The organism is Pseudomonas khavaziana, from assembly GCF_036704165.1.
GTDB lineage: Bacteria > Pseudomonadota > Gammaproteobacteria > Pseudomonadales > Pseudomonadaceae > Aquipseudomonas > Aquipseudomonas khavaziana.
On the sequence record NZ_CP129946.1, the window covers coordinates 5,226,775 to 5,244,480 of the forward strand.

Here is a 17,706-nt window from a genome sequence, read left to right on the forward strand (position 1 = left end):
GTTATGGGGGGCTCTTCAGGGCCTCATCGGGGGCTGGCCCCCGATGAGGCCATCACTGCCTACGCAAAAGCCTGCTCAAGCGCCACACCCGCCCCGGTCAACCCGGAATATGGCGCGGTCACCAACCACACCGGAATGCCCTTGAAGTAGTCGCTCATGCAGCCTTTATCCGCAAAGCTCTTGGCGAAACCGCTGGCGATAAAGAAGTCGGCAAACCTCGGTATTACCCCACCCACGATGTAAACGCCACCGCGCCCACCGGTGGTCAGTACGTTATTGCCCGCCACCCGGCCCAGCCAGATGCTGAACTGGTCCAACACTTCCATGGCCACCGGGTCACCGGCCAACCCCGCTGCGGTAATAGCCTCGGGACTGTCCAGCACCGGAGTATGCCCGTCGACCGCACAGATAGCGCGGTACAGACGCGGCAACCCACCGCCACTCAACGCGGTTTCGGCGCTGACATGGCCAATCTCGTTGTAAATGTGCTGCCACAGCTGGGTTTCCCGCGGGCTGCTCAGGGGCAGGTCGACATGCCCGCCCTCCCCCGGCAGCGCCGCGAAGCGGCCAGCGCCCAAATCCAGCAACGTCCCCACACCGAGGCCGGTGCCCGGGCCAATCACTACGGCCGGGCGCAACGGTTCCGGCGTGCCTTGGCAGACCACGCGGAATTCGTCGGGCTTGAGGCGGGTCATGCCCAAGGCCATGGCGGAGAAATCGTTGACCAGCAGCAGTTCATCCACCTGCAACGCCTGGCAAAACGCAGTCTTGCTCAAGCGCCAATGATTGTTGGTGAATTTAAATTCATCACCGCTCACCGGCCCGGCTACCGAAAGGCACACCGCGCCGATATCGCCGACTTGCAGGCCCTCTTCCTTGAGGTAGACCTTGATAGCCTCCTCAGGGCTCGAGTGATCTGCGGTGGCATGCACGCGGATCGAATGCAGTTCCTGGTCCCGCCACAACGCAAAGCGGGCGTTGGTACCCCCGATGTCACCGACCAGCGCAAGTTTCACTTAAGCGTCTCCAAGGCACAGGTAAAGGCGCTGGCGCCCTGCTCTGCGGAGCTTGCGGCCAAGCGCATGAATGCAAACAGCTCACGACCGGCGCCTACGTTATTGCCCAACAGGCCCGTGGCAGGCGTGCGCGCTGCAAAGGTTGCGGCGTCTACCTTAAGCTCCAAGGTGCCGGTAACGCCATCCACACGAATGATATCGCCATCCTGCACTCGCGCCAGCGGCCCGCCGCTCTGGGCTTCGGGGTTGACGTGAATCGCGGCGGGGATCTTACCCGAGGCGCCGGACATACGCCCGTCTGTCACCAATGCGACTTTGAAACCCCGGTCCTGCAACACGCCGAGGAACGGCGTCATTTTGTGCAATTCGGGCATGCCGTTGGAGCGCGGGCCCTGAAAGCGCATCACCGCGACGAAGTCTTTTTCCAGCAGGCCGGCCTTGAAAGCGTCCGCCAGGTCCTGTTGGTCCTGGAACACCACCGCCGGCGCTTCGACAACCTGATGCTCCGGCGCCACCGCCGAGACTTTCATCACGCCACGGCCAAGGTTGCCTTCCATCACGCGCAGGCCGCCTTCGGGCGAGAACGCCCGAGCCACCGGGCGCAGGATGGTTTCGTCGAGGCTTTCGATGGGGCCGTCGCGCCAGACCAGCTCGCCATCGACCAGGAACGGTTCCTGGATGTACCGGCTCAAGCCCTTGCCGGCCACGGTATTGACGTCTTCGTGGAGCAGGCCGGCTTCGAGCAGTTCACGGATCAGGAACGACATGCCGCCCGCCGCCTGGAAGTGGTTGATGTCGGCCTTGCCGTTTGGGTACACGTGGGACAGGGTCGGCACCACCTCGGAGAGGTCGGCCATGTCCTGCCAGGTCAGGATGATGCCCGCCGACATGGCGATGGCCGGCATGTGCAGGGTGTGGTTGGTGGAACCACCCGTGGCGTTGAGCGCAACGATGGAGTTGACGATGGACTTCTCGTCGACAATCTCGCCGATCGGCGTGAAGTTGCCATTGGCCTTGGTCAAGCGGGTGACCTGATGGGCGGCTTCGCGGGTCAACGCATCACGCAGCGGCGTGTACGGGTTGACGAACGACGCGCCCGGCAAGTGCAGGCCCATCACTTCCATCAGCAGCTGGTTGGTGTTGGCGGTGCCGTAGAAGGTGCAGGTGCCGGGGCTGTGATAGGACTTCATCTCCGATTCCAGCAGTTCTTCGCGGCTGGCCTTGCCTTCGGCATAGCGCTGGCGCACATCGGCCTTCTGCTTGTTGGAGATACCCGACGGCATCGGCCCGCCGGGCACGAAGATCATCGGCAGGTGGCCATAGCGCAGCGCGCCCATCATCAGGCCGGGGACGATCTTGTCGCAGATCCCCAGCATCAGCGCGGCGTCGAACATGTTGTGGGACAGCGCTACCGCCGTGGACATGGCGATGACTTCACGGCTGAGCAGGCTCAGTTCCATGCCTGGCTCACCCTGGGTCACGCCGTCGCACATGGCGGGCGTGCCGCCGGCGAACTGGCCGACCGAGCCCACTTCACGTAGGGCTTTCTTTATTTGTTCAGGGAAATGTTCGTAGGGCTGGTGCGCCGAGAGCATGTCGTTATACGAAGAAACAATTGCCACGTTGGCGGCATTCATCATGCGCAGGCTGTTTTTATCTTCGGTGCCGCAACCGGCCACGCCGTGGGCGAAGTTGGCGCATTGCAGCTTGCCGCGCATCGGCCCGTCGCTGGCGGCGCCGCGAATGAGCGCAAGGTAAGCCTCGCGGGTGGCGCGGCTGCGGGCGATAAGCCGTTCGGTGACCTCAAGGACGCGGGGATGCATGTATAGAACTCCAGGCTAACGGATGTGGCGACCTGAGTGTCTATGCTGATCAAACGCCCACGGCTCACGGGATGGCAGGGGGTCGTTTGGATCATCGGACCAGTTGATTCAGGTCACTCGTTGTAGATTGAACAAAATATTGCCACTAAAAAGGCTTGTTTTCTATTTTTATGCGAATAATCTTGTAATTCTTACAACAAATCGACGACAGGCACTTTCCAATGACTCTACGTATCGCAATCAATGGTTTTGGCCGTATCGGCCGTAATGTCCTGCGCGCACTGTATACCCAAGGCTATCGCCAGGATTTGCAGATCGTCGCCATCAATGATCTGGGCGACAGCTCGATCAATGCCCACCTGCTCAAGTACGACACCGTACACGGCACTTTCGATGCAGAGGTCGCCCACGATCAGGAAAGCCTGACCGTCAATGGTGACCGGATTGCCGTCAGCGCCATTCGCAACCCCGCCGACCTGCCGTGGGCTGCACACAAGATCGACGTGGTGTTCGAATGCACCGGTCTGTTCACCGACCGCGACAAGGCTGCCGCCCATATTACCGCCGGCGCACGCAAGGTGATCATCTCAGCACCGGCCAAGGGCGCAGATGCCACTGTGGTCTACGGGGTCAACCATGACATTTTGCGTCAGTCCCACCAGATCATCTCCAACGCTTCTTGCACCACCAACTGCCTGGCACCGGTAGCCCAGGTGCTGCACCGTGAGCTGGGTATCGAAAGCGGCCTGATGACCACCATTCACGCCTATACCAACGACCAAAACCTTACCGACGTCTACCACACCGACCCCTACCGCGCGCGTTCGGCCACCCAGAACATGATCCCGAGCAAGACCGGCGCCGCCGAAGCGGTGGGCCTGGTGCTGCCGGAACTGGCGGGCAAGCTGACCGGCATGGCGGTGCGTGTACCGGTGATCAACGTGTCCCTGGTCGACCTCACCGTGCAATTGAAGAAAGAAGCCACGGCCGATGAGGTCAATGCCCTGCTCAAACAGGCCAGCCAGCATTCGAAGATCCTCGGCTACAACACCCTGCCGCTGGTTTCCAGTGACTTCAACCATAACCCGCTGTCGTCGATCTTCGACGCCAACCACACCAAGGTCAGCGGCAAGCTGCTCAAGGTACTGGCCTGGTACGACAACGAATGGGGCTTCTCTAACCGCATGCTGGATAACTGCCTGGCGCTGTGCAACGCCGAGTAACTCCACAAGATCGACCAGATCGTTCCCACGCTCTGCGTGGGAATGCCACCCCGGACGCTCCGCGTCCTGCTCTTAAAGTTGTGACGCGGAGCGTCACAGGATGTGTTCCCACGCAGAGCATGGGAACGAGCGGCAATCCACAGAAATAGCCACTTGCCATTTCAGTTGATGATAAGCATTATCATTCACTGCAAATCGGTCTGGTATCACTGTGAGCCAATCTCGCTTCAACCACGTCTTTCTCACCCAACGGGTGATTCTGCTTCGCACTCTGCAGCGCATGGTCAATAACCACAGCACGGCCGAGGACCTGTTGCAGGAAACCTACCTGCGCGTGACTCGGGCCCTGAACGAGCGGCCAATCGACCACCTCGAACCTTTTGTCTACCAGACAGCGCGCAACCTGGCGCTGGACCACCTGCGTTCACGCCGGATCCAGGCCCGCACGTTGCAGGAAGATGTGCCACTGGACGTGCTGCAAAGCGTGGCCGCCCCGGTCAGTACGCCCGAAGAGGCCACCCAGGCCGAACAACTGCTGGAACACCTGAGCGTCAGCCTCGGCCAGTTGAGCGCCCGCCAGCAACGAATTTTCATCCTCAGCCGCCTGCACGGTTGCAGCTATCAGGAAATTGCCGATCAGTTGAACGTGTCCTTGAGCACCGTGCAAAAGGAACTGAAATTGATCATGGCCATCTGTGTAGGTGTGGCCGAACGGTTGGATCAGCCTTAAGCTTCACCCGACAGAGCTATCGATCCAAGCTGTAGGAAAGATGAATAGAACGTGGCGAAGACCCGAGGAACACCGTGACGGACCCGAATAAACTGCCCCCCCATGAGCTGGCTCATGAGGTGTTGCAAGACGCGGCCATGGATCAAGCCCTCGATTGGCTGATCGCCTTGCAGTGCCCACAACCCGGGCAGCAGGCCGCGTTCGACGCTTGGCTGGCCGCAGATCCGGCCCACGTCCACGCCTTCAGCAAGGCCCATGCCGCCTGGGGTGGCGCGCCAGTACACAGTGCCGCCGTGGCCCTCGCTGCGCCGCGCAAGCCAAGGGGTTGGCGCCGGGTCAAACCGCATTGGAAACCCCTCGCTACCGCCGCCGTGCTGCTGATCGGCCTGTTCAGCTTCAGCAACCTGCCGGTGCGCCTGCAGGCTGACCACCTCACCGTGGTCGGCGAGCGCCAGCGCCTGCAACTGGACGATGGCTCCAAGGTGCTGTTGAACACCAACTCGGCGCTTTCCAGCAGCTTCAAAGACCACCAGCGCATTGCCCGCCTGTACCAGGGCGAAGCGTTTTTCGAAATCGCCCCCACCCGTGGCCTGCCCCTGGAAATCGACGCCGGCCCCGTGCGCGCCAGCGTGCGCGACACGGCGTTCGCCGTGCGCTACCTCAATGGCGAAGCACAGGTACAGGTGCAGCGTGGCGATGTCGACTTGAGCAACACTTTCGACGATGCCCGCGTGCGACTGAGCGCCGGGCAAAGCATCCGCATCGGGCCTAAGGGGTTCGGCCAGCCGGCCAAGCTGGATGCCGGCAAGGACCTGGCCTGGATCCAGGGCCGCCTGGTATTCGAAAACTGCCCGCTGAGCGAAGTGCTGGCCGAACTGCGGCGCTATTACCCAGGCTGGATCGTCAACAACAACGAGCAACTGGCCAGCGTCGCCGTCACCGGCAACTATCGCCTCGACCAGCCTCTGGATGTGGTGCGCTCCCTGGCCCACATCACCTCGGCCAAGCTGTCGGAGTACCCGGCGTTGGTGATCCTGAACTAAATGAGAATTATTTTTACTCGATGTTAACCGGCAATACGTCTCGTTATAGCCAATGCAACTGATTCCTATTTGGTTCGGTTCGCAACTATAAGATTCGTATCCCCGGAGCGCTCTCGATGTCCTCTCGTTTCAACCGCCGGTGTTCTTCGCCCGTCTTGTCCTTGCTGGCCGCCGCGATCCTGCTGGCTGGCGCGCCTGTCATGGCCGCCACCGCCGCCGAGCCGACCCCGCGCAGCCATGCAAATTACAATTTCAGCATCGAGCAGCAGCCGCTCGTGTCGGCACTCAATGCCTTTACTGCGGTAACAGGCTGGCAAGTCGGCCTGCCGGCCGAGCTCGGCCAGGGTGTGTTATCCCCAGGCGTACGCGGCCCGCTGCCGCCGGAAAAAGCCTTGGACCGGCTGTTGGTGGGGACCAACCTGAGCTACCGCAAGTTGAGCAATAACAACATCGTGCTGGAAAAACGTGCCGCGGGCGGCGCGCTCAACCTGCAACAGGTGACCATCAGCGCCACCCGTAACGAACAGGATGTGAACAGCGTACCGAGCACCGTCAGCGTGCACGACCGCGAGGAACTGGACCGCCAGAACACCAACAACATCCGCGAACTGGTGCGCTACGAGCCCGGTGTCTCCGTCGGCGGCGCCGGTACCCGCTCGGGTAACTCGGGCTACAACATCCGTGGTATCGACGGTGACCGCATCCTCACCCAGGTCGACGGCGTCGAAGTGCCCAACAACTTCTTCAACGGCCCCTACGCCAAGACCCGTCGCAACTACGTCGACCCGGAAATCGTCAAGCGCGTGGAGATCCTGCGCGGCCCGGCCTCGGCCCTGTACGGCAGCAACGCCATCGGCGGCGCGGTAAGTTATTTCACCCTCGACCCGGACGACATCATCAAGCCTGGCAAAGACGTCGGCGCCCGCCTGAAGACCGGCTACAGCTCCGCCGACGAAAGCTGGCTGACCTCCGGCACCTTCGCCGGGCGCGTACAGAACTTCGACGGTTTGCTGCACCTGAGCCAGCGCAACGGCCACGAGACCGAATCCTACGATGGCAATAACGCTACCGGCCTGGCCCGTACCGGCGCCAACCCGGAAGATGCGCGCACCACCAACGTACTGGCCAAACTGGGGTGGAACTACGGCGATGACAACCGCCTGGGCCTGACCTACGAGAAGTTCAAGGATGATCGCGACGTCAACCTGAAGAACGCCGTGGGCGGCCCGTTCATCGGCGGTCGGGGCATGAACCTCTACCGTGCCCGCTCAGGCAACGACACCATCACCCGCGAGCGCTTCGGGCTGGAAAACAGCTTTGCCCTGGAGTCGCCGATTGCCGACCGCATCAAGACCAGCCTCAACTACCAGATCGCCAAGACCGACCAGACCACCGCCGAGATCTACCAGGCTGGCCGTCGTGTCCTGCGTACTCGCGATACCCTTTACGAAGAAAAACAGTGGGTCTTCGATGCCCAGTTGGACAAGGCTTTCAGCCTGGGTGAGACCGATCACCAGGTGACCTACGGCACCACCCTCAAACAGCAGAAAGTCACCGGCTCCCGCGAAGGCTCGGCCTCATGCCTGGCGGTTGGCGCCGGTTGCACGGCCATCGGCGCGCCCAGCCCTTCAGCCGGTGATAGCGTGAAAAAGGCCAGTGACTTCCCCGACCCGACCATCAACACCTACTCGCTGTTCGCCCAGGACCAGATCACCTGGGACAAATGGACCTTCCTGCCCGCCGTGCGTTATGACTACACCCGGCTCAAGCCCAAGCTGACCCAGGAATTCCTCAACACCGTCAACCCGACCGGCGCCTATACCGTCGACGGCAAGGACAAGACCTGGCACCGCGTAACACCCAAGTTCGGCCTGACCTACGCCTTGACCGATCACTACACCTGGTTCGGCCAATACGCCGAGGGCTTCCGCACGCCGTCCGCCAAGGCCCTGTACGGCCGCTTCGAAAACCTCAACCTGGGTTACACCGTCGAACCCAACCCCGACCTCAAGCCGGAAACCAGCAAGGGCATCGAAACCGGGATTCGCGGCAAGTTTGACCAAGGCTCCTTTGATATCGCGGTGTACTACAACAAGTACCGTGACTTTATCGACGAAGACAACGCCATGGTCGGTGGCACCGTGGAGCAGTTCCAGGCCGTGAACATCAAGCGCGCCACCATCAAGGGCATGGAAGCCAAGGGCCGCCTGGACCTGGACGCCTTCGGCGCGCCAAAAGGTCTGTATACCCAGGGTTCCATTGCCTACGCCCATGGCCGCAACGACGACAATGGCGAGCCATTGAACAGCGTCAACCCGCTCAAGGGCGTGTTTGGCCTGGGCTACGACCAGGACAACTATGGCGGCCTGCTGAGCTGGACCCTGGTGAAGAAACAGAACCGCGTCGACAGCACCACCTTCCACGCCCCCGACGGCAGCACCGACGGCCCGTTCAAGACCCCAGGCTTCGGCATCCTCGACCTGACCGCCTACTACAAGGTCAGCAACGACGTGACCGTCAACGGTGGCCTCTACAACCTCACCGACAAGAAGTACTGGAACTGGGATGACGTGCGCAGCTACGACAGCGTCGGCGAAGCTGGCGTAACCGGCCCGGCCAACCTCGACCGCCTGACCCAGCCAGGTCGCAACTTTGCGATCAACCTGATCTGGGACATCTGACCCACCCGCCTCACCTCGCCGGAATCCACAGTGGCGGGGTGAGGATTTTTTACTGTGCCGCGTCTTCTTGTTCGTCTAGTTGATAACAGCTCTCTTTAAGGGCACCCAGGCGCTTACCTTCTCAAGGACTTTTTACATGACCGCTTCTCCTACCGCAGAACGCCCGAGCCTGCGCTCCCAGCGCCTGAACCAGATCACCAATGAACCGCACACCAAGCTGGATGCGTTGGTGAAGGCTCATGCGCCGTTCGAAACCCAAGCCAACTTCGCCCGCTTCGTAGTGGCCCAGTACCTGTTCCAGTCAGAACTGGTAGCGCTGTACAACGATGCCGAACTGATCAAGATCGTCCCGGACCTGGCCGCACGCTGCCGCGCCGAAGCCGCCAAGCTCGACCTGGCAGACCTGGACACTGAAATCCCGGCCCCGGTGGCTGGTGCGGTGAAGAATCCGAGTAAAGCCGAGGCCCTGGGCTGGCTGTTCGTGTCCGAAGGCTCCAAGCTGGGCGCCGCGTTCCTGATCAAGCGCGCCGTGGGCCTGGGACTGAGTGAAACCTTCGGTGCCCGCCACCTGGGCGAACCGGCCGGCGGTCGCGCCGAAGGCTGGAAAAGCTTCACCCGCACCCTCGACAGCCTGGAATTCAGCGCCGAAGAAGAAGCTGCGGTAGAAAAAGGCGCGATCGATGCGTTTGTGCGCTTCACCGTGTTGCTGGAACAGGCGTACGCTAGCGCCCCTGAAATGGCCTGACCTCCAGATTGAAATGCAATCAGAAAATGTGGGAGGGGCGGTGCGACGATTCGACTTGCTCCCGATGGCAGTGTGCCAGCTAAACATAAGCTGACTGACACTCTGCCATCGGGAGCAAGCCCCCTCCCACACTGAGCACTCATTTCACATTGATTTTTTGTGATATTCCTACCTATGACCGGCAAACCCCAATCTTCCTCCAAAATCGCCCAGCTCCTCTTCGGCCTGCTGGCCTACGTCAGCCTGGGGATCGGCCTGGTGGCGATTGTCATACCGGGTTTGCCGACCACCGAATTCATCCTCCTCGCCGCCTGGGCCGCCACCAAAAGCTCACCACGCCTGAGCGCCTGGCTGGAAAACCACCGCCTGTTCGGGCCTATCCTGTTCAACTGGCGCAACGGCAAGATCATTGCGCGTCGGGCCAAGGTCAGCGCCACCGTGAGTATGTTGCTGTGTGCCGTCCTGATGCTGGTGATGCTGGATCACGGCTGGCCGGTGTATCTGGCCATTGCCGGTATGAGCCTGGGCAACCTGTGGATCTGGTCCCGCCCCGAGCAGCTGGCACGCCCCATATAGGGCTCCATGTAGGCGGTATCCTACCGCTCATCGCCTATTCCTCATGAATCGATTTGTGACGCCGATGTTTCAGACATGGCGCCGAATGGACTTGGCTCTGCTGCCCGCATTCCAACAAGTCATTCGTGAGTGACCCTATGTTCGACACCCTCTCCATTCGCTTGAAAATCGTGCTGCTGTCCGGTCTTTGCCTGTTGGGGGTCATTGCACTGGTGGTCGGCATCAATATCTACAACACCAACCAGAACGACCTATTGGTCAGTGACTCAAGCTCACGAATGCTGACCGCCAGCGTGGAACAACTGCTGCAGGCCAAGGCAGCCGAACAGGCCGGGCACTTGCAAACAACTTTTGGTGAAAATCTGCTGGTGGTCACGGCCCTCGCCGACCAGATCAAAGACTTGCGTCAGCTGGGGACCAAGCGCTCTCTTGAAGCCGGCGCCCTGCGCGAAGAAATCAACCAGAGCGTAAAAACCGCATTCGAACGCAACACCAAGGTGCTGGGCATCTGGCTGTCGTTCGAACCCAACGGGCTGGATGGCAAAGACAGCGAATTCGTCGACGACAAAGCGCGCGTTTCCAACGAAAAAGGCCGCTTTTCCAGCTACTGGAGCCGTGCCGGCGGTGAAGGCCTCAACACCATCATGGTCGAGGATGACCTGACCAAGACCACCCTCAACCTCAGCGGCACGCCCTATAACATTTGGTATACCTGCCCACGGGACACCCGCAGCACCTGTCTGCTGGACCCCTACGAAGACACAGTGGCCGGCAAACCTGTGCTGATGACCACCATTTCCCTGCCACTGATCGTTGATGGCAAAGTCATCGGCGTCGTCGGCATCGATATCGCCCTCACGGCCCTGCAAGCGACCACCGATGCGGCGCAGAAAGATCTGTTCAACGGCGCAGCGCACCTAGAGATTCTGTCCAGCACCGGCTTGATCGCGGCCTATAGCGGTGAACCGGCCAAGGTAGGCAAGAACCTGATCGATAGCCTCGGCGCCGAAGGCAAGGAAATTGTGCAACTGCTCGCCAATGACCGGCCAGTGATCCGCGGGCAGAACGACATCATTCACGCCGTATACCCGGTCAAGCCGATTGCCGATTCCAAGTCCTGGGGCGTGGTAATCAAACTGCCGAAAGCCGTGATGCTGGCCGATAACGTCAAGCTGCAAGCGGTGCTCGATGAGGCCCAGGCCAGCGGTACCCTCAAAGCCTTGCTGGTAGCAGCGGCTGCCGGCCTGTTGGGCTTGCTGCTGATCTGGCTGACCGCCACCGGCGTCACCCGGCCGATCAACAGCGTGGCCGCCATGCTCAAGGACATCGCCAGCGGCGACGGCGACCTCACCCAACGCCTGGCGTACGCGAAGAAAGACGAACTGGGCGAGTTGGTGAACTGGTTCAACCGCTTCCTCGACAAGCTGCAACCGACCATAGCGCAGATCAAGCAAAGCATTACCGAAGCCCGTGGTACGGCGGATCAGTCCTCGGCCATTGCGCGCCAGACCAGCGAAGGCATGCAGGTGCAGTTCCGCGAAATCGACCAGGTGGCGACCGCGTCGAATGAAATGAGCGCCACCGCCCACGACGTCGCCAACAGTGCCTCGAATGCCGCCAGCGCGGCACGCGGCGCCGATCAGTCGGCCCGCGAAGGCATGTCGATCATCGAGCAGAGCACCCGTGATATCACCACCCTTGCCGAGGAAGTCAGCAAAGCGGTGAGCGAAGTCGAAGCCCTGGCGGTCAACAGCGAACAGATCGGCTCGGTCCTGGAGGTGATCCGCAGCATCGCCGAACAAACCAACCTGCTCGCATTGAACGCCGCGATTGAAGCGGCACGCGCCGGCGAAAGCGGGCGTGGCTTTGCGGTGGTGGCCGACGAAGTACGCAACCTGGCCAAGCGCACCCAGGATTCGGTCGAGGAAATCCGCCTGGTGATCGAACGTATCCAGAGCGGCACCCGAGGCGTGGTGGCGACCATGCACTCCAGCCAGCAACAGGCCCAGAGCAATGCCGGGCAGATCCACCAGGCGGTGCAGGCCCTGGGCAAGATCAGTGACGCGGTCACGGTGATCAGCGACATGAACCTGCAAATCGCCAGTGCCGCCGAAGAGCAGAGCGCAGTGGCCGAAGAGGTCAACCGCAACGTCTCGGCGATTCGCACCGTGACCGAAACCCTCACCGGCCAGGCCACCGAGTCGGCGGCGATCAGCAGCCAGCTCAATGCACTGGCCAGCCAGCAGATGAAGTTGATGGATCAGTTCAGGGTGTAATCGATTTCACAGACACTGGGGTCAAATGTGGGAGGGGGCTTGCTCCCGATTGCGGTGTGCCAGTCACTTATCTGTAGCTGATACACCACTATCGGGAGCAAGCCCCCTCCCACATTTAAAGCATTTTTTGTCTCAAAGGCCAGTCCAGGCCTGGACGAACGGCGTCAGGTCTTCCTTCGGCGCCGTACGCGGCGGGTTCTGCGGCGTACCGAGGTAAAGAAAGCCAATTACTTCTTCATCCGCCGTCAGCCCCAACCCTTTGGCCACATGGGCCGAGTAGGACAATTCCCCGGTCCGCCACACTGCACCAATCCCCTGGGCATAGGCCGCCAACAGGATGCCGTGGGCTGCGCAGGCCGCCGCCAGCAATTGCTCGGACTTGGGCACCTTGAAGTGCTCTTGCAGGCGCGCGATCACCACCACCACCAACGGCGCACGCAGCGGGCCGTTCTGGGCCTTGTCGATGACCGCCTGGGGAGCGTCGGCATCCTGCAGGCGCGCGGCCTCGGCCAACAGCGTGCCCATCTGCTCACGGGCTGCGCCTTCTACGGTAAGGAAACGCCAAGGGCGCAGCTGACCGTGGTCGGGCGCACGCATGGCGGCGGCGAACAACAGGTCGCGCTGCTCCTGGGTCGGTGCCGGTTCCAGCAAACGTGGCACGGATACACGGTTGAGCAAAGCGTCGAGAGCCTGCATTGGCCACCTCCAGAAAAAAATGTGCGGTCATTCTAGCGGGAAAGAATCCGGATGCCACCAAACGATAATTGCTCTTATTCAAACCGCCCTGCCCTGTTAGACTTTGCGACCACATTTTCCGACCGTTTCCAGGAATCTCGATGTTCCGTGCGCTTTTTTGCCTGTCCGCAGCGTTGATGGCTTTAAGCCTGACCGCTTGCGACGACGCCCCCCGCTTCACCAAGGCCGAGCCTGGTGAGTCGCGGTCCGGTGGCGCGGCGACGGTGAACAAGCGCGACCAGAACGCTTTTTCGTTGCCCTCGGCCAACCTGGCGCCCACCCGCCGCCTGGATTTCAGCGTCGGTAACAGTTTCTTCCGCAGCCCTTGGGTGATTGCGCCGTCCACCACCACGGCACGGGATGGCCTGGGCCCGCTGTTCAATACCAACGCCTGCCAGAACTGCCATATCAAGGACGGAAGGGGCCATCCGCCGCTGCCTGATGCGCCGAATGCGGTGTCGATGCTGGTGCGCCTCTCCATCCCTCTCTCCATTACAGAGCAGCCCCCCTACGCCAAGCTCATCGAACAGCTCGGCGTGGTCCCCGAGCCGGTGTATGGCGGGCAGTTGCAGGACATGTCCGTGCCGGGCGTCGTGCCGGAAGGCAAGGTGCGGGTCGACTACAGCCCTGTCCAGGTCAGCTTCAAGGACGGCACCGTCGTCGAGCTGCGCAAACCCGACCTGCAAATAACCCAGCTCGGCTACGGCCCGATGCATCCTGATACACGCTTCTCCGCCCGGGTAGCACCGCCAATGATCGGCCTGGGCCTGCTCGAAGCGATCAGCGACGCCGATATCCTGCGCAACACCGACCCCAAGACCGCCGACAAAGAGGCCATCGTCGGCCACGCCAATTGGGTCTGGGATGACGCCCTGCATAAAACCGTACTCGGGCGTTTCGGCTGGAAAGCCGGACAACCCAACCTCAACCAACAAAATGTTCACGCGTTTTCTGGTGATATGGGCCTCACGACCTCCCTGAGACCCTTCGATGACTGCACCGACGCCCAAGTGGCCTGCAAGCAGGCGCCCAACGGCAATGGCCCAGATGGCGAGCCGGAAGTCAGCGATAACATCCTGCGCCTGGTGCTGTTCTATACCCGCAACCTCGCGGTACCCGCACGCCGAGACGTCAATACCCCGCAGGTGCTGGCCGGCAAGAACCTGTTCTACCAGGCCGGTTGCCAGGGCTGCCACAAGCCGACATTCACCACGGCCGCCAACGCTGCCGAGCCTGAGCTGGCCAATCAGGTGATACGCCCTTACAGCGACCTGTTGTTGCACGACATGGGCGAAGGCCTCGCCGATAACCGTACCGAATTCAAAGCCTCTGGCCGCGATTGGCGCACCCCGCCGTTGTGGGGTATCGGCCTGACGCAAGCCGTGAGTGGCCACACCCAGTTCTTGCATGACGGCCGGGCCCGCAACCTGCTCGAGGCCGTGCTGTGGCATGGCGGTGAAGCACAAGCGGCGCAGCAGCATGTGTTGTCGTTCAATGCCGAGCAGCGTGCCGCGTTGCTGGCGTTCCTGAATTCTTTATAAGCTTTGCCCCACTTACAGAAGGGAGCTCGACATGTTTCGTCCCAAGTTGTTGTTCACCAGCCTGGCCGCCCTGGCGCTCGGCGCCTGCTCGCCCCAGGACCCGCAAGCGGTGACCTCGGCGGCCATCGCTAAGCAAGTGATCCTGCCGACCTACAGCCGTTGGGTTGAAGCCGACCGCCAACTGGCCGTCAGCGCCCTGGCCTACTGCCAGGGCAAGGAAAGCCTGGACACCGCCCGCGCCGACTTCCTGCACGCGCAAAAAGCCTGGGCCGAGTTGCAACCACTGCTGATCGGTCCGCTGGCCGAGGGCAACCGTGCCTGGCAGGTGCAGTTCTGGCCGGACAAGAAGAACCTGGTCGGTCGCCAGGTCGAGCAACTGGTCAGCGCCCAGCCGCAGATCGATGCCGCCGCCCTGGCTAAATCCAGTGTTGTGGTGCAGGGCCTGTCGGCCTACGAATACATCCTCTACGACGCCAAGCCAGACGTCGCCGACGAAGCGCAGAAAGCCCGCTACTGCCCACTGTTGATGGCGATCGGCGAGCGCCAGAAAGTCCTGGCTGAAGAGATTCTCGCCAGCTGGAACAGCACCGACGGCATGCTCGCGCAGATGACCAAGTTCCCGAACCAGCGCTACGCTGATTCCCACGAGGCCATTGCCGACCTGCTGCGCGTGCAAGTGACTGCCCTGGACACTCTGAAGAAAAAACTCGGCACGCCCATGGGTCGCCAGACCAAGGGCATCGCGCAACCGTTCCAGGCCGATGCATGGCGCAGCCAGTCGTCACTGCAAAGCCTGGAGGCGAGCCTCGCCGCGGCCCAGACCGTGTGGGTCGGCGTTGACAACAAAGGCTTGCGTGGCCTGCTGCCGGCGGACCAGAAGCCGTTGGCCGAGAAGATCGACGCCGCCTATGCCGCGTCCTTGAAACTGTTCGCCAGCAACCAGCGTAGCCTCAACGAACTGTTGAACGATGACGCCGGGCGCCAGCAGCTCAACGACATCTACGACAGCCTCAACGTGGTCCACCGCCTGCACGAAGGCGAGCTGGCCAAGGCCCTGGGAATCCAACTGGGCTTCAACGCCAACGACGGTGACTGATGATGCTCAGGCGACAGGCTTTGGCGGTGGGCAGCGTGCTGCTCAGCGCCCTTACGTTGGGCGGCTGGACGCTGTTCAAAGGCAAAGACAAAGGCCCGCTGCTGCTGTCGGCGCGGGATGATGCCGACGGCAAGCACTACGCCGTCGGCTATCGCCTGGATGGCAAGCAGGTATTTGCCACCCAGGTCGGCCAGCGTTGCCACGACATCGTCAACCATCCGACGTTGCCGATAGCGCTGTTCGTCGCCCGCCGCCCGGGCACCGAAAGTTACCTGATCGACCTGCGTGATGGCGCGCTGCTGCAAACCATCAGTTCGAACGCCAACCGCCATTTCTACGGGCATGCGGTCATCCATAAGAGCGGCGACTGGCTGTACGCCACCGAGAACGACACGTCCGACCCCGGCCGCGGCCTGTTGGGTGTGTATAAGTTCGAGGGCGAGCGGCTGGTGCATAGTGGCGAGATTTCCACCCACGGCATCGGCCCGCATCAGGTCTCCTGGATGCCCGACGGCGAAACCCTGGTGGTGGCCAACGGCGGCATTCGTACCGAAGCCGAAAGCCGGGTAGAGATGAACCTCAACGCCATGGAGCCCAGCCTGGTGCTGATGCACCGCGATGGCACCTTGATCAGCAAGGAAACCCTGGGCCAGCAGATGAACAGCGTGCGCCATATGGGTATCGCCAGCGATGGCACTATCCTCACCGGGCAGCAGTTCATGGGGCCGTCCCAGGAACGCTCCGAGTTGCTGGCGATCAAGCGCCCGGGCCAGCCTTTCGTGGCGTTCCCGGTGGCTGATGAGCAGTTGCAGGCGATGGGGCACTACACCGCCAGCGTGGCGGTGCACAGCGAACTGCGCCTGGTGGCATTAACCGCGCCACGGGGCAATCGTTTCTTCATTTGGGACATGGACAGCGCCGAGCTGCGCCTGGATGGGCCGCTCCCCGACTGCGCCGGTGTGGGTGCAGTGGCCGATGGATTCGTCGTCACGTCAGGCCAAGGGCGTTGCCGCTTCTATGATTGTCGTCAGGACCAACTGATGGCCAAGCCATTGGAACTACCGGCGGGGTTTTGGGATAACCATCTGCACCTGATCTGAAATTCCCCTCTGTAGGAGCGAGCTTGCTCGCGAAGGTCGCCAACGATAACGCGCCCATTTTGGATACGCGCCGTTCTCAGGTTTTTCGCGAGCAAGCTCGCTCCTACAGTTAAAGCCTCAGGCGTAAAAAAAGGGCCTCGCATCGCAAGGCCCTTTTTGGGGGGGCAATCGTTTCAACTCTGCGGCTTCATCGCTTGAGACATCCCGAACATGAATAACAGCAATTCATGATCAGGCTTGGCCGCCACACTCGCCTTGGCAATGCGTGGCAGCAGGCATTGCCCGCCACCGTCTACCGCACTGAGCACTTGTGTGCGAGGTTGTTCCCACACAGCCAGGGCCAGGGCTGAAACGCCCAACGCCCCGACCAGGAACAAACCTCGTGCTATTTCTAGCTTCATCTGGTTAAACCTTTGATAGCGCTGCCAAACGCCGTCTCGTAAAAGTAGCTGAGTTTTTTCCAGTCGGTATCATTCCACGACGAATGGCGGCGCAATTGCAGCATGTCATGGGAAGCGGCCCGATAAGCGGTCAAGCGCTGGCGACATTTTTCAAAGTCCAACAGGGCCACTTCTACAGTCGCCGCCTCGGGTTCGCCGGTGACCCGCACGAAGATGTGCTTGATATACAAGCAACCGTGCTGCCAGCGGCCTTTGTGCATGCGGGCCAGGGTGCCGGCCAATTCCTGCAGCAAGCGCTCGTGGACAGCCTCGCCATACTGTTCACGGCCGCCAGCGGCGTACCAGTTTTCGATCTCGTCGAAACCGTCCAGGGACGCAGTGACCAGCAACGCTTTCCACTGGTGCTCCGGGTCGCGTCGCGCCTCGCAGAACACCAGCTCCGGCACGCGCACATCCAGCAAACGCAGGCCCTTGAGGGCATCACGTTCACGCAGCACGGTCGGGCGACCGAAGGGGTGCAGCCAACTGCGATAAATGTGGCCAGTCTGGCGCTTGCTATAGAGCAACCGCCCATTGGGGCCTACCACCCGCTGCACGCCACTTTCGCCACCACGTCGACGGTTGGGCTCTTCAACCCACTCACCTTGCTGACGCCAGAAAAAATCAAATCGTTCTTCGGGAGCTACATGACTGCCTGCTACGCACTCAACTGCCATCCTG

Annotated in this window: 15 protein-coding genes and 1 pseudogene; 11 read left to right on the top strand and 5 right to left on the bottom strand. The window is 61.4% G+C overall.

The window, feature by feature from the left end; genetic code table 11:
- Positions 1-59: 59 nt before the first annotated feature.
- Both QYQ93_RS23450 and edd read right to left on the bottom strand, forming a co-directional pair.
- Complete coding sequence (locus QYQ93_RS23450) at positions 60-1,016, bottom strand: glucokinase (protein WP_056847602.1); 957 nt, start codon at positions 1,014-1,016, stop codon at positions 60-62.
- Complete coding sequence (gene edd, locus QYQ93_RS23455) at positions 1,013-2,839, bottom strand: phosphogluconate dehydratase (RefSeq protein ID WP_057021643.1); 1,827 nt, start codon at positions 2,837-2,839, stop codon at positions 1,013-1,015. Before edd ends, QYQ93_RS23450 begins: the two co-directional genes overlap by 4 nt.
- Before the next feature lie 221 nt (positions 2,840-3,060).
- On the opposite strand from edd, the gene gap reads away from it, so the two are divergent.
- The 8 genes and pseudogenes from gap to QYQ93_RS28635 all read left to right on the top strand — a co-directional run bounded on the left by gap (position 3,061) and on the right by QYQ93_RS28635 (position 12,113).
- Positions 3,061-4,062 carry a type I glyceraldehyde-3-phosphate dehydrogenase gene (gap, locus tag QYQ93_RS23460; RefSeq protein WP_005791003.1) on the top strand — a complete coding sequence of 334 codons (1,002 nt, stop codon included), beginning with the start codon at positions 3,061-3,063 and terminating at the stop codon, positions 4,060-4,062.
- A 211-nt stretch (positions 4,063-4,273) separates the two neighbouring features.
- The gene (locus QYQ93_RS23465; protein WP_338475569.1) at positions 4,274-4,792 is read left to right on the top strand and encodes a sigma-70 family RNA polymerase sigma factor; all 519 of its coding nucleotides are present in this window, start codon (positions 4,274-4,276) and stop codon (positions 4,790-4,792) included.
- A gap of 74 nt (positions 4,793-4,866) precedes the next feature.
- Entirely contained in the window at positions 4,867-5,835 is a 969-nt protein-coding gene (locus QYQ93_RS23470) for a FecR family protein (protein WP_043051107.1), read from the top strand.
- Between the two features lie 116 nt (positions 5,836-5,951).
- Complete coding sequence (locus QYQ93_RS23475) at positions 5,952-8,516, top strand: TonB-dependent receptor (RefSeq protein WP_338475570.1); 2,565 nt, start codon at positions 5,952-5,954, stop codon at positions 8,514-8,516.
- Positions 8,517-8,652: 136 nt separating this feature from the next.
- The gene (locus tag QYQ93_RS23480) at positions 8,653-9,261 is read left to right on the top strand and encodes a biliverdin-producing heme oxygenase (RefSeq protein ID WP_046069376.1); all 609 of its coding nucleotides are present in this window, start codon (positions 8,653-8,655) and stop codon (positions 9,259-9,261) included.
- A 174-nt stretch (positions 9,262-9,435) separates the two neighbouring features.
- Positions 9,436-9,837 carry a YbaN family protein gene (locus QYQ93_RS23485; RefSeq protein WP_338475571.1) on the top strand — a complete coding sequence of 134 codons (402 nt, stop codon included), beginning with the start codon at positions 9,436-9,438 and terminating at the stop codon, positions 9,835-9,837.
- A gap of 278 nt (positions 9,838-10,115) precedes the next feature.
- Positions 10,116-11,255 (top strand): annotated as a pseudogene (locus QYQ93_RS28630) (HAMP domain-containing protein); the annotation flags it as partial.
- A 102-nt stretch (positions 11,256-11,357) separates the two neighbouring features.
- Positions 11,358-12,113, top strand: coding sequence for a methyl-accepting chemotaxis protein (locus tag QYQ93_RS28635; RefSeq protein ID WP_404822068.1), 756 nt, complete (start codon positions 11,358-11,360; stop codon positions 12,111-12,113).
- A gap of 132 nt (positions 12,114-12,245) precedes the next feature.
- Here QYQ93_RS28635 and QYQ93_RS23495 read toward each other — a convergent pair whose 3' ends face one another.
- On the bottom strand, positions 12,246-12,809 hold the full coding sequence (locus QYQ93_RS23495; RefSeq protein ID WP_034115818.1) for an NAD(P)H nitroreductase: 564 nt from the start codon (positions 12,807-12,809) through the stop codon (positions 12,246-12,248).
- Positions 12,810-12,949: 140 nt separating this feature from the next.
- Here QYQ93_RS23495 and QYQ93_RS23500 point away from each other — a divergent pair, with 140 nt between their 5' ends.
- The 3 genes from QYQ93_RS23500 to QYQ93_RS23510 are packed head-to-tail and all read left to right on the top strand — an operon-like array spanning position 12,950 to position 16,585.
- Positions 12,950-14,389, top strand: a complete 1,440-nt coding sequence (locus tag QYQ93_RS23500) for a di-heme oxidoredictase family protein (RefSeq protein WP_338475572.1) — start codon at positions 12,950-12,952, stop codon at positions 14,387-14,389.
- 31 nt (positions 14,390-14,420) lie between these two features.
- Complete coding sequence (locus tag QYQ93_RS23505; protein ID WP_338475573.1) at positions 14,421-15,485, top strand: imelysin family protein; 1,065 nt, start codon at positions 14,421-14,423, stop codon at positions 15,483-15,485.
- A gap of 2 nt (positions 15,486-15,487) precedes the next feature.
- Positions 15,488-16,585, top strand: coding sequence for a DUF1513 domain-containing protein (locus QYQ93_RS23510; protein ID WP_043051099.1), 1,098 nt, complete (start codon positions 15,488-15,490; stop codon positions 16,583-16,585).
- 173 nt (positions 16,586-16,758) lie between these two features.
- Here QYQ93_RS23510 and QYQ93_RS23515 read toward each other — a convergent pair whose 3' ends face one another.
- The gene (locus tag QYQ93_RS23515; RefSeq protein WP_043051098.1) at positions 16,759-16,986 is read right to left on the bottom strand and encodes a hypothetical protein; all 228 of its coding nucleotides are present in this window, start codon (positions 16,984-16,986) and stop codon (positions 16,759-16,761) included.
- Positions 16,983-17,702 carry a lipopolysaccharide kinase InaA family protein gene (locus QYQ93_RS23520; RefSeq protein WP_043051097.1) on the bottom strand — a complete coding sequence of 240 codons (720 nt, stop codon included), beginning with the start codon at positions 17,700-17,702 and terminating at the stop codon, positions 16,983-16,985. Before QYQ93_RS23520 ends, QYQ93_RS23515 begins: the two co-directional genes overlap by 4 nt.
- Positions 17,703-17,706 lie beyond the last annotated feature (4 nt).